General features: G+C 73.1%; 10 protein-coding genes. 3 read left to right on the top strand and 7 right to left on the bottom strand.

Annotated features, from left to right (window positions below; translation table 11 throughout):
* Positions 1-31: 31 nt before the first annotated feature.
* Positions 32-667 (top strand): RNA polymerase sigma factor, encoded by a 636-nt coding sequence (locus tag ABD194_RS15295; RefSeq protein ID WP_343992874.1) that lies wholly within the window; start codon positions 32-34, stop codon positions 665-667.
* Positions 664-1,899 (top strand): Gmad2 immunoglobulin-like domain-containing protein, encoded by a 1,236-nt coding sequence (locus ABD194_RS15290; protein WP_343992872.1) that lies wholly within the window; start codon positions 664-666, stop codon positions 1,897-1,899. The genes ABD194_RS15295 and ABD194_RS15290 overlap by 4 nt, the downstream gene beginning before the upstream one ends.
* Positions 1,900-2,063: 164 nt before the next feature.
* Here ABD194_RS15290 and ABD194_RS15285 read toward each other — a convergent pair whose 3' ends face one another.
* The 3 genes from ABD194_RS15285 to hrcA form a co-directional block, all read right to left on the bottom strand.
* Positions 2,064-2,807 carry a 16S rRNA (uracil(1498)-N(3))-methyltransferase gene (locus tag ABD194_RS15285; protein ID WP_343992870.1) on the bottom strand — a complete coding sequence of 248 codons (744 nt, stop codon included), beginning with the start codon at positions 2,805-2,807 and terminating at the stop codon, positions 2,064-2,066.
* 18 nt (positions 2,808-2,825) lie between these two features.
* Complete coding sequence (dnaJ, locus tag ABD194_RS15280; RefSeq protein WP_343992868.1) at positions 2,826-3,959, bottom strand: molecular chaperone DnaJ; 1,134 nt, start codon at positions 3,957-3,959, stop codon at positions 2,826-2,828.
* A 117-nt stretch (positions 3,960-4,076) separates the two neighbouring features.
* Positions 4,077-5,138 carry a heat-inducible transcriptional repressor HrcA gene (gene hrcA / locus ABD194_RS15275; RefSeq protein ID WP_343992866.1) on the bottom strand — a complete coding sequence of 354 codons (1,062 nt, stop codon included), beginning with the start codon at positions 5,136-5,138 and terminating at the stop codon, positions 4,077-4,079.
* A gap of 207 nt (positions 5,139-5,345) precedes the next feature.
* On the opposite strand from hrcA, the gene ABD194_RS15270 reads away from it, so the two are divergent.
* A complete protein-coding gene (locus ABD194_RS15270; protein WP_343992864.1) occupies positions 5,346-6,230 on the top strand; it encodes a DUF3097 domain-containing protein in 885 nt (294 codons plus the stop codon).
* A 34-nt stretch (positions 6,231-6,264) separates the two neighbouring features.
* Here ABD194_RS15270 and ABD194_RS15265 read toward each other — a convergent pair whose 3' ends face one another.
* The 4 genes from ABD194_RS15265 to ABD194_RS15250 form a co-directional block, all read right to left on the bottom strand.
* On the bottom strand, positions 6,265-7,953 hold the full coding sequence (locus tag ABD194_RS15265) for a CHAP domain-containing protein (protein WP_343992862.1): 1,689 nt from the start codon (positions 7,951-7,953) through the stop codon (positions 6,265-6,267).
* 162 nt (positions 7,954-8,115) lie between these two features.
* Positions 8,116-9,570, bottom strand: coding sequence for an aldehyde dehydrogenase family protein (locus tag ABD194_RS15260; RefSeq protein ID WP_343992860.1), 1,455 nt, complete (start codon positions 9,568-9,570; stop codon positions 8,116-8,118).
* A gap of 23 nt (positions 9,571-9,593) precedes the next feature.
* The gene (hemW, locus tag ABD194_RS15255) at positions 9,594-10,829 is read right to left on the bottom strand and encodes a radical SAM family heme chaperone HemW (protein WP_343992858.1); all 1,236 of its coding nucleotides are present in this window, start codon (positions 10,827-10,829) and stop codon (positions 9,594-9,596) included.
* Positions 10,830-11,253: 424 nt separating this feature from the next.
* On the bottom strand, positions 11,254-12,504 hold the full coding sequence (locus tag ABD194_RS15250) for an MFS transporter (RefSeq protein WP_343992856.1): 1,251 nt from the start codon (positions 12,502-12,504) through the stop codon (positions 11,254-11,256).
* Positions 12,505-12,579: the final 75 nt, after the last annotated feature.

The raw sequence follows: 12,579 nt of genomic DNA, 5'->3' as shown, positions 1-12,579 counted from the left end.
TGCGCGTCTACCGTCCGTGAGAACGTTGGGCATGCCGGCCGGCCAGCGCAGCGACCCCTGCCCCGACCCACGGCCCGGTCCCCGGCCCGACCCCCGGCCCGACTCCGCTGGGCCAGCTCCTTCCCTGCAGGGCCACGACCTTCCCCGCGACCCGGACGTCGCGGTCACCGAGCTCTACGACGCCCACTGGCACCGGCTCGTGCGCCTCGCCTGGCTCCTGCTGCGCGACCAGCTCGCCGCCGAGGACGTCGTGCAGGACGCGTTCGTCGCCACGCACCGCAGCTGGGCCTCCATCCGCGACGGCGGGCGCGTCGTCGGATACCTGCATGCGGCCGTCGTCAACGGGTGCCGCTCGGTCCAGCGGCACCAGGTGGTGGTCGACCGGCAGAACGCCCGCGACGCCGCGGCCGCGGACACGCCGGCACGGGGCAGCCACGACAGCGCAGAGAGCGAGGCGCTGAGGTCGGCCGAGCGCGCCGCCGTGGCCCGCGCACTGCATGCCCTGCCGACCCGCCAGCGTGAGGTCCTCGTGCTGCGCTACTACGCGGACCTGTCCGAGGCGCAGATCGCGGCCGCGCTCGAGATCTCACGCGGGGCCGTGAAGACGCACGCCCACCGCGGCCTGACCAGTCTGCGCCGCACCATCGACCCCTTGGAGCTGTCATGAACCCCGTCCCCACCGGATCCGACCCCGGCTCCGAGGGCGAGCCCGTCGGGATCCCCGTGAACATCGGCCACAGCGGCACGGACCCTGGCCTGCGAGCGACCGAGGACCGGCTGCGCCGAGCACTCGAGCAGGACGCCCGGTCGGTCACACCCACCCACCGGCTCGAGGCGATCCTCGCCGACGCGCACGGGGAGTCCTTCTCCTCCGTCCGGGGTGGCTCCTCCGGCTCACCGGACGGCCTGAACAGCCGGCACCGGCGCTGGCTGCTCCCTGCCGCCGCCGCCGCCGTCGCACTGGTCGTGGCGGGGACCGTGTGGGCGGTCGACCGTCTCCCGGTGCAGGCGCCACCCGTCGCGGCGACGTCGCCGAGCGCGACGACGCCACCCTCCACCGCCCCGACACCGTCCGGCAGCCCGTCGAGCATCCCCACGCAGACGGCCGAGCGGCCCTCACCGCCGCCGACGGTGTCGGCGTCCGCCACCGTTGTCCCGCCTCCCGCCACAGTCCCGGTCAGCGTCCCGGTCTACTACCTGGGTCCCGTCGTGGGCGGCAGCGCCCAGGTCCGCCTCTTCCGTGAGTTCGTGACCACGACGGCGGGCTCACCGGCGACGGGCCAGAGCAGGGCGCTGGCTGCCCTCCGCCTGGCGATGGGAACGCCGGCGGCCGGCTCCTCCTACCGCTCCGCCTGGAACGGCGTGTCACCGCAGTCGGTGCTCCTCGGCCCCGCGGGCATCACCGTCCGGCTGTCGTCCGGCAGCACGTCGGCCGAGCCGCTCGCGACGGAGCAGCTCGTATGGACGGTGCAGGCGGCGCTCGGCAAGTCGCTCCCCGTCGGGTTCACCCTCGCCGACGGCGGCTCCTCGGTTTCGCCCGGTCACCCGGCGACGGCGTCCTACACGCGGCCCACCGACCCGATGGCGGTGCTCGCCCAGGTGGCACCCATCTGGGTGGACGAGCCGGCCCGCGGGGCCGTCGTCACGGCAGGGGCGCCCCTTCCGGTCACGGGAGTCGCGAGCACCTTCGAGGCGACCGTCGAGTGGGAGCTGCTCCGGGACGGCAGGCGCGTCGACAGGGGGGTCACCACCGCGGCCCAGGCCGCGCCGGCGCGAGCGCCCTACACGTTCTCGACCAAGCCCGTGCCCGCCGGCAGCTACGTGCTGCGTGTCTTCGAGAGCAGCGCCAACGACGGGAGCACCGTGGCCGAGCAGCGCGTCCCCCTGACCGCCCGTTGACCCACCCCTGGTCGAGGTGATCGCGGCACTCCCGGGGGCGCGGTTCCACCTCGACCGACCGGCTGGCACCTCTCGTTCGAGGTGACGGCCCCTACGTGTCGTCATCACCTCGAACGCGCCGACGGCCCGCGCCAACCGGCGTATGCCGTCGCTCCCGTACGCGCTCAGCGCCAGCGGGCGCGAGCGCTGAGGACGGCGAGCGCCGCCGGGCCGGCGGACGAGGCCCGCAGGATCGTCGAGCCGAGCCGGACGGGCCGGGCACCGGCTGCGCCGAGCGCCTCCAGCTCGCGCGGGGTGATCCCGCCCTCAGGGCCGACGACGACGAGGACGTCGCCGGACCCGGGCAGCTCCACGGAGGCGAGCGGCTCGGTGGCGTCCTCGTGGAGGACGAGGGCGAGGGCCGCGTCGTGCACCCGGGCCGCGAGCGCGTCGAGGCCGACGACGGAGGTCGTCGCCGGCATACGTGCGCGCCGGGACTGCTTGGTGGCCCGGGCCACGACGGCCGCCCACTTCGCGAGGGACTTCGCTGCACGGTCACCGCGCCAGACGACGACCGACCGCTCGGCCTGCCACGGCACGACCTCGTCGACGCCGAGCTCGGTGGCCGCCTCGACCGCCTGCTCGTCGCGGTCGCCCTTGGCCAGGGCCTGGACGAGCACCAGACGCGGCGCGGGCTCCGGCTCGTCGCTCACGTCGAGCACCCGGCCGCGCACCCACGAGCGGTCGACCTCGGTGGCTTCGAGCAGCACCCGCCGCCCGGCGCCGTCAGCGACGAAGCAGCGCTCGCCGGGGCGGATGCGCACGACCGTGGCCGCGTGACGGCCCTCGTCGCCGTCGAGCAGCAGGGAGGCGCCGACGACGGCCTGGGCGACCGTCGCTGGCTCTCCCAGGAAGAGCTGGTGGGTCACCGCGCGCTCACGGGAGGGTCACTTCTCCTTGAAGGCGTCGCGAAGCTTGCCGAACAGCCCCTTGTTGGCCGGCGTGAGGCGACCCTGGGGGCTGTCCTCGCCGCGCAGGACCGCGAACTGCCGCAGCAGCTCCTCCTGCTCCTCGGTGAGCCGGGTCGGCGTCTGCACCGTGGTGTGCACCAGCAGGTCGCCGCGGCCGCCGTGACGCAGGTGCGTCACCCCGAGGCCGCGCAGGGTGAGGACGTCGCCGCTCTGGGTGCCGGGCTTGATCTCGAGGTCCTGCATGCCGTCGAAGGTCGACAGCTTGAAGCTCGTGCCCAGCGCGGCCGCGGCCATGGGCAGCTCGACGCTGCAGTGCAGGTCGTCGCCCCGGCGGGTGTACGTCTCGTGGTTGACGACGCGGATCTCGACGTAGAGGTCGGCGTTGGGCCCGTTGCCGGGACCGACCTCGCCCTCTCCGGTCAGCTGGATGCGCGTGCCGGTGTCGACGCCCGCCGGCACCTTGAGCTTGAGGGTGCGCCTGGTGCGCACGCGCCCGTCGCCGGAGCAGTCGTGGCAGGGGTCGGTCAGCGTCGACCCGTAGCCCTGGCAGTTGACGCAGGGGCGCGAGGTCATGACCTGGCCGAGGAAGCTGCGCTGGATCTGCTGCACCTCACCGGTGCCGTGGCAGATCTGGCAGGTCTGGCGGCCGGTGCCGGGCTCGGCGCCGTCACCGTCGCAGCGCTTGCAGCCCACCGCGGTGTCGAGCGTCAGCTCCTCCTCGGAGCCGAAGACGGCCTTGGCCAGGTCGATGTCGAGCCGGACCAGGGCGTCCTGGCCGCGCTGCACCCGCGAGCGCGGTCCGCGCGACCCTGCCGTGGCACCGGCACCGAAGAAGGCGTCCATCACGTCGCTGAACGAGAAGCCCTGGCCCGCACCGAAGCCCGCGCCGCCGCCGGTGGCGAAGGGGTCGGCACCCATGTCGAACGACTGGCGCTTCTGGGGGTCGGACAGCACGTCGTAGGCCTGCGACACCCGCTTGAACTCCTCCTCGGCCTCGTGGCCGGGGTTGACGTCGGGGTGCAGCTTGCGGGCCAGTCGACGGTAGGCCTTCTTGATCTCCTCCTGGCTCGCGTCGCGCGAGACCCCGAGGACGGCGTAGTAGTCGTTCAAGCTGGTTCCTTCGGTGTGTGGTGCTCTTCGGTTCCGGCGCGGCGTGCGCCGGCGGACTGGCCGAGGTGGTGCTGGTCAGGTGGTGCTGGTCAGGTGGTGCTGGTCGGGTGGTGCTCGTCAGGTGGCCTGGTTGTCGTCGAGGATCTCGGAGACGTAGCGGGCGACGGCACGGACGGAGGCCATCGTCGTGGGATAGTCCATGCGTGTCGGGCCGAGGACGCCCAGGCTCGCGACGCGTTCGGCCCCGGAGCCGTACCCCATCGACACGAGCGAGGTCGTCTGCAGGCCCGAGACGGGGTTCTCGGAGCCGATGCGCACCGAGACGAGGTCGGGGTCGTCGCCCAGCTGGCCGAGCAGGCGCAGCAGGGTCACGTGCTCCTCCAGCGCCTCGAGGATCGGGCCGATGGTGCGCGGGAAGTCTGCGCCGGAGCGTGCGAGGTTGGCCTGGCCGGCGAGGACGACACGCTCCTCGCGCTCCTCCACGAGCGCGTCCCCGAGGGCCGAGACCACGGCTTGCATCACGGCCCGGTCGCCGGCGTCGAGGCCGCCCTCGCCCTCGGTGTCGTCGACGAGGCGCCGCAGCCGGGTGGCCGCCACGGTGAACGGCACGCCGGCGGCCACCTCGTTGATGCGGGCGCGCATCGAGGCCACCAGGCCCTCGCCGTCGGGACCCACCAGGGAGCGGCCGGTGTCGACGACGCGCTGCTCGACCCGGCCCGTGTTGACGATCAGCACGATCATCAGGTGGGTGGCGCCGAGGGGGACCAGCTCGATGTGCCGGACCGTCGAGCGGGTCAGCGACGGGTACTGCACCACGGCGACCTGGCGGGTCAGGCTCGCGAGGAGCCGCACGGTGCGGTCGACGACGTCGTCGAGGTCGACGGCGCCCTGCAGGAACTGGGTGATGGCGCGCCGCTCCCCCGGCCCGAGAGGCTTGATGGCGCTGAGCCGGTCGACGAACACGCGGTAGCCGGCGTCGGTGGGCACCCGCCCGGCCGACGTGTGCGGCGCGTGGATGAGTCCCTCCTCCTCGAGCAGGGCCATGTCGTTGCGCACGGTCGCCGCGCTGACCCCGAGGTGGTGGCGCTCGACCAGCGCCTTGCTGCCGACGGGCTCGGAGGTCTGGACGTAGTCCTGGACGATGGCGCGCAGCACCATCAACCTGCGGTCCTCGCTCATCGCGTCCCTCCTTCACGGGCCTCGGTCGTGCCCACGCGTCGCCTCACGGGCGGTCTGGCACTCTCGATTGACGAGTGCCAAGTCTACGTCGTGGGCGCCGGATCTCCGATTCCGTCCAACGGTATGCCGGGGCGCCGCGACCCGGGTGCGCCCGTGCCCGCGTGGCGGCCGAGGCGCAGCGGGCCGGGCGGCATACCCTCCCTTGTCGTGTCCCCCAACGACCGTTACGGATCAGACGTGCTCAGCGGCGACTGGCGCGCCCCGCGGCGCGGCCGCTCGACCCCCACCCCGGCGGAGCCGGACCTCGTCGTCGAGGAGGTGGAGACGGGCTGGGTCGGCGCCGTCGTGCGCGTCGAGAAGGCCGGGGGCATGCACGTGGTCCACCTCGAGGACCGCCACGGTCGCACCAAGGCGTTCCCCCTCGGACCCGGGTTCCTCCTCGACGGCGCGCCCGTCACGCTGACCCCACCCACCGCCGCCGCCGGGGCCGCGCTCGCGGCCGCGCGCAAGGCCGCGTCACGGACGGCGAGCGGATCGGTGGCGGTCGAGGGCGCACGCGCCCGGGTCGCCAGCGGCTCGCGCATCTACGTCGAGGGCCGGCACGACGCCGAGCTCGTCGAGAAGGTGTGGGGAGACGACCTGCGCGTCGAGGGCGTCGTGGTCGAGCTCATGGACGGCGTCGACGACCTGGCGGGCATCATCGCCGAGTTCCAGCCGGGACCGGGACGGCGGATGGGCGTGCTCGTGGACCACCTCGTGCCCGGGACCAAGGAGGCGCGCATCGTCGAGCAGGCGCGTGCCCTTTCCGGGCTCGGCAAGCACGTGAAGATCCTCGGCCACCCCTACGTCGACGTCTGGCAGTCCGTGCGTCCCGAGCGCCTGGGCTGGCAGCGGTGGCCGGTCATCCCGCGCGGCACGTCGTGGAAGCACGGAATCTGCGCCGAGCTGGGATGGGCCCACTCCAGCCAGGCCGACATCGCGAACGCGTGGAAGCGCATCCTGGGCACGGTGCGCACCTACGCCGACCTGGAGCCGACCCTCCTCGCGAGCGTCGAGGAGCTCATCGACTTCGTCACCGAGCCCGGAACGTGAGCCGGCACGTCCGACTCACTCCCGGGCTGCCGCTTCACCAGCGCACGTAGCCCTGGACGTCCACCTTGAGGTAGGCAGCTGCCGAGGTCTTGACCCGGACCTTCCCGTCGAGGCCGACCGGCACCAGCGCGGTGTTGGTCACGGTGCGCCCAGACGCGTACTTCACGGTGGCGTACGGCGTCTCGGCCGAGCCACTGGGGTAGGCCGTGACGTAGCCGGCGGCGGTCGGCGAGACCACCGTCACGGTCACGAGCGCAGCCCGCACCCCGCTGGTGGGCACACCCGCCTGTCCGACGACCGGCACGCTCGGGGCCTGCCCGGCGGCCACCCGGCCGACCGGGTAACCCAGACCGCTCTGGCTGTCGAAGACTCGGGCCGGCCCGACCGGCACCTGGTCCGCGCCCGTCGGCAGCCAGCCGACGACGTCGACCAGGACGTCGGTCTGGGCGCTCGAGTTGATCGACACCGCGCCGTTCGTCCCGAGGCGGGCCTCGACGAGTCCCGTGGCGGTACCCGCGGTCTCGTAGCGCACCTGGGGCGCCCCGGGCCGCGTGGCGCCGGTCGGCCAGGTGGTGAGCCACCCACCCGCGGTGGGCGCGGACGCGGAGACGTCGAGGAGCACGGCGGCCACACCCGTGGCCGGGATGCCGGCCTTGCCGGCCAGCGGCAGCGTGAGGGTGCCTCCGGCGGCCAGCCTGGCCTTGGGCGTCCCGACGCCCGTGCGCGTGTCGAGGACCCGCACCGGGGCGCCCCCGGAGACGTAGCCGCCGCTCGGGGACCAGCCGACGAGGTCGGCGGACAGGTCGGTGGCGGCCGAGGAGTAGATCCGGACCTTGCCGTCGGTGCCCACTCGGGTCGAGACGAGGGTGGTCGTGACCCCGCCGGCGGCGTACGAGACGGCGCGCGACCCGGGTTGGGTCGTGCCGTTCGCGTGGGCGGTCAGGTAGCCGGCAGCGGAGGGGGCGGTCGCGTTGACGTTGAGCAGGACGGTGGCGACGCCGCTCGCCGGCACGCCGGCGCGACCCGTGACCTGCACCGTGACGGCCTTCCCGGCCTGCACCTTGGCCACCGGCGCGCCGATGCCGGTCTTGGTGTCGAGCAGCCGGGCCGGCGCGGCGACCTGCCAGGCGCGCGTGTCCGTGGCGACCGTGGGACCCTGGTCCTTGAGGTGGATGAAGCCCTTGGGCCAGCGACCCCCGGTGAGCGTGACGCGGCGCCAGCGGAAGTCGCCGCCCCAGTTGTCCTCGGAGATGATGATGTCGGAGGCCGAGAGCACCTGTTCGACGTAGGCTACGTGCCCCGTGGAGGAGAACGAGGAGTCCCACCAGGCGATCGAGCCGACGGCCGGGCTCGTGTTCGTCTGCGCCGGGAACGCCGGGCCCCAGTTCAGGGCGTTGCCGCTCAGGCTCGACGGCCGGACGTTGGGCAGGCCGTTCTTGACGAGGCGGTAGGCCACGTAGTTGGTGCAGTTGTGGCCCGTCGACTGAAGCCAGTAGCTCGCCGAGCTGGTGTCCTTGTAGCCCGCGTTCGGGTAGCCGGCGGTCTGGCAGGGGTCGTAGCCGGTGCACAGCACGATCCACTCGCTCGAGCGGGCCGGACCGGCGAGACCGACGGTGGAGACCAGCACGGCCAGGGCGGTGAGCACGAGTGAGAGCCCGCGCCGGATGCGCGGAGGACGCACGCGCGGAATGCCGGCAGCCGGGTGGGCAGGGGCCATGGGCATGTCGGTCTCCTGGGTTGCGTGTGAGGTGCACCCGCAATCTAGGACATAGGAACCATCCGGGGCGTCTTTTCCCAGAAATCACACCCGACACGCCAGTCGACTTGCAACCCTCAGGCAACTCGGTGTGATAATGACACCGCTGTCATTCGACCCGCCGAGCCGTCACCGGGTGCGTCGGCCGGGGAACGCCACGCGGCTGACGACCGCCTCCTTGAGCGCCGTGAAGGGCGGTCGCACGAACACCGTCGCGTCCGGACGGGTCGGCAGCGAGAGCACCGACTTGGCGTGCGAGAAGAGCTCCACCGAGTGCTCCCCGTGGTAGGCGCCCGTCCCGCTGGCGCCGACCCCGCCGAACGGCAGGCCGGGCACGGCCAGGTGGGCGAGCGGCACGTTGAACGTGAGCGCCCCCGACGAGGTGTCGCGTGTGAAGCGCTGCCGCACGCGGTCGGAGGAGGTGAAGACGTAGAGCGCCAGCGGCTTCTCCCGCCGGTTGACGAAGTCGATCGCCGCGTCGAGGTCGTCGACCTCGACGAGCGGCAGCACGGGCCCGAAGATCTCCTCCTGCATGACGAGCTGCTCGGGGTCGTCCGGGTCGTCGACCTCGACCACCGTCGGCTCCAGGTAGCGGGTCGAGGCGTCCGACCGACCGCCCGTCACGACGCGGTCGTGGTGAACCATGGCGGTGAGCCGCTCGAAGTGGCGCGTGCTGACGATGCGGCCGTACTCCCGCGACCGTGAGGGGTCCTCCCCGAAGGCGGCCGTGATCGCTTGGGCCAGAAGCGGTTTCAGCCCGTCAATGGTCTTGCGCGTCGCGAGGACGTAGTCGGGCGCCACGCACGTCTGGCCCGCGTTGGTGAACTTGCCCCACACGAGCCGCTGCGCGGTCACCGACAGGTCGGCGTCCTCGGAGACGTAGGCCGGTGACTTGCCGCCCAGCTCGAGCGTGACCGGGGTGAGGTGGCGGGTGGCGGCCTCGAGCACGATCCGGCCGACCGTCCCGTTGCCCGTGTAGAAGATGTGGTCGAACCGCTCGGCGAGCAGCGCGGTGGTCTCCGGGACACCGCCTTCGACGACGTGCACGGCTGACCGGTCGAGGTACTGCGGGAGCAGCCGCGCCAGCAGCGCCGACGTCGCCGGCGCCACCTCGCTCGGCTTGACGACGACGGCGTTGCCGGCGGCGAGCGCCCCGACCAGCGGAGCGAGGCACAGCTGGAGCGGGTAGTTCCACGGTGCGATGACGAGGACGACGCCGAGCGGCTCGCGCACCACCTTGGCCCGTCCGGGTGCGAGGGAGAGCGGCACGGGCACCCGCCGGGGCGTCGTCCAGGCACGCAGGTGGCGCAGGGTGTGGTCGATCTCGCGGACGAGGAACCCGGTCTCGGTGATCCACGCCTCCGTGGGGCTCTTGCCCAGGTCACCGTGCAGCGCCTCCGCGACCTCGTGCTCGTGCTCGACCAGCATCGTGCGCAGGGCCCGCAGCTGCGCCTCCCGCCAGGCACGCGGCTTCGTGACGCCGCTGTGAAAGGCTTCCTGGGCCCTCGCCACCGCCTGCGCCGGCGTGGTGGCTGCGGTCTCGCGCATCGCCTCGGGGACGGTCTCCGGCACGGTCCGCGTCATGGGGTCTCCTTCGTCGTCGGCCCTCAGTCGGCGAGGAGCCGGTGGACCACGGTGTCCGCGAGCAGCCGCCCGCGCCGGGTGAGCACCAGCCGCCCGCCCCGGAGGACGGCAGGCCCTTCGACGAGCCCGTCGGCGATGAGTCCGGCGACCGCGGTGCGTCCCGATCCTCGCAGATCGGCGACGGGCAGGCCCTCGACGAGCCGTGTGCCGAGGAGCACACGCTCGTCGTAGCGCTGCTCGTCGGTGAGCGCCTCACGCGCGTGCGCCGGCGACTCCCCGGAACCGAGCCGGGCGGCATACGCGCTGGGGTGCTTCACGTTCCACCACCGAACGCCTCCGACGTGGCTGTGCGCACCCGGACCGATCCCCCACCAGTTCGTGCCGGACCAGTAGGCGACGTTGTGGCGGCAACGGGTCTCCTCGTTGCGCGCCCAGTTGCTCACCTCGTACCAGCCGAAGCCGGCCGCGGTCAGCAGCTCGTCGGCCAGCTCGTACTTGTCGGCCTCGTCGTCGTCCTCGGGGGCGGCGACGAGCCCGCGACGCACCTGCGCGGCCAGCTTCGTGCCCTCCTCGACGACGAGCGCGTAGGCGGAGACGTGGTCGGGCTCGAGCGCGATCGCCGCCTCGAGGCTGCGTCGCCAGTCGTCCAGGGACTCCCCCGGCGTGCCGTAGATGAGGTCGACGCTCACCTGCAGGCCCGCGTCCCGGGCCGCCGTCACTGCCCGCGCGACGTTGTCGGGGTCGTGGGTGCGCTCGAGCGTGCGCAGCACGTGCGGCACCGCGGACTGCATGCCCACCGACACGCGGGTGAAGCCGCCCTCGGCGAGCTCGCGCAGCGACTCGGGCGTCACCGAGTCGGGGTTCGCCTCGGTCGTCACCTCCGCGTCCGGGGCCAGCCCGAACCGGTGGCGTATGCCGTCCAGCACCTTCACGAGGTCGCCTGACCTCAGCATCGTGGGCGTCCCACCCCCCACGAACACCGTTGACACAGAAGGCGCCTCGTCGCCCAGCACGGCTCGAGCGAGGTCGAGCTCGCGCAGCGCGGCGTCGGCGTAGGTGTCGATCCCGATGCTGGCCCCGCGGCCGCCCAGCTCGGTCAGGGTGTAGGTGTTGAAGTCGCAGTAGCCGCAGCGCACCGTGCAGAACGGCACGTGGACGTAGATCCCGAGGTCGGCACCCTCGAGACCCTCGAGCGCCGCGGCGGGCAGCTCGCCGGTCGCGGGCGCGGGGTCGCCGTCGGGAAGGGCGGAGGGCGGCATACCCCCATTGTCCCAGCCGAACGGCAGTGCCCGGTCCACGAGAGCCCTAGGCTCCCGCCATGACGGAGGGGGAGGCATCACCCGTCCCTGCGGCAGGATCTGAATGGCATGCCGCCGTGCGCACGAGCTGCGGTGACCTGCACGTGCTGCTCCACGGCGACCGTGCGCCCGCGAGCGTGGCATCTTGGTCACGCTGGCGCGGGCCGACACTGGGACCAGAGCCTGTGCCGCCGCACGGCGTCTCCCCTGCCCCCGGCCACCTTCCTCGGGTGTGGCGACCGCCCGACTGCCCGCCGAGAGGACCCGGGCTATCGGCTCCCGGCCGAGAACCTCCCCAGCAGCCGCACGTACACCGTCGAGTCGGCGCTGGACGTCCCTCGACGCCGGGCTGGCGGGTGACGCCCGTCGGGGCAGATGCCCAGGTTCAGCCGGAGTGCGTCGTGACCCCGTAGCGGGCGCGGGAGTGGAGCGCCCAGCGCGCCGCCGGGACCGAGACGAGCGCAATGACCACCATGAAGCCGGCGAGCATGAGCCACCCCACCTCGCCCCGGTCGACGCAGAAGTACGTGACGACCGGCGGTGCCACCACCGCGAGCACGCTGAAGCCGAGGCCGGCGAAGCCCTGGTACTGGCCCTGCCGCTCGTGCGGTGCCAGGCCCATCTGCAGCCCCCACTGACCGCCCGAGCCGATCATCTCGCCGACGACGTGCACGAGCGAGCCGACCACCAGCGCCGCGACGGCCACCCACATGGTGCCGCGCTCGGCGAGCCCGACGATGGCGAAACCGCCTGCGATCCACCAGGCGCCGCGCACGAGGGCGCGAGCACCGGCCTCGACGGAGTCGGCCCGGCGAGACAGGCGCACCTGGAAGAGCGCCACCGCGGCGGTGTTGAGGATGAGCAGGACGGCCACCATCACCGTGGGTGCCTGGGTGCGGGCCGAGACGAAGAGCGCCAGTCCGAGCTCCATGACGAAGAAGTGCAGCGAGAAGAGTCCGGTGATGACCGTGATGACGACGTAGGGCCAGTCGCGGATGACGGCGAGCCTGGGCTCCCCCTCGGCGCGGGTGTGCGCAGCCAGGTGCGGCAGCCGCGTGGAGTTCCAGGCGGCGAAGCCGGTGAAGAGCGCGTTGAGCACGAAGACCGCGACGTAGGCCCAGCGCTCGTCGATCACCAGCGCGGCGCCGCCGAAGACGGAGCCGAGGCCGAGGGCCGTGTTGGTGACCGCCCGCAGGTAGGCCTTGAACAGGACGCCCCGTCCACCGGTGGCCAGCTGCGCGATGACGCCCTGGTTGACGGCACCGGCACCGCGCTCGAAGAGGGCGAGCAGGCCGAGCAGGATGGCGAGCATCCACGGCGTCCTCGCCAGGACCGGCGGGGCGCTGAAGACGGCGGCTCCCACCATGAACGCGGTCAGGACCTGACGCGGTCCCCGGACGTCGCCGAGATGGCCCGCCGGGACCTGCACGACGATGCCGACGATGGCCGAGACCGACATGGCGAGGGCCACCTCGGTGGCGCTGAACCCGACCTGCCGGGTGAAGTAGAGGGCGCTCGTGGTGAGCACGGCTCCCGCGCCGAAGCGGTTGGCGAACGAGCCCAGGGCGAGGATGCGCAGGTCCCGGTCGACGGGGATGCCGCGATGGGTCAGCGGTGGGTGCGTCGTCGCCGTCATGGGCGCGCTCCGTCCTCTGCGGTGCTCTCGCACTCGGTCGCCAAAGTATCTCGACGTCAAGATACCTGAGGGCGG

The organism is Terrabacter terrae (assembly GCF_039529575.1).
GTDB lineage: Bacteria > Actinomycetota > Actinomycetes > Actinomycetales > Dermatophilaceae > Terrabacter > Terrabacter terrae.
This window is presented reverse-complemented; position numbering and strand designations above follow the sequence as displayed.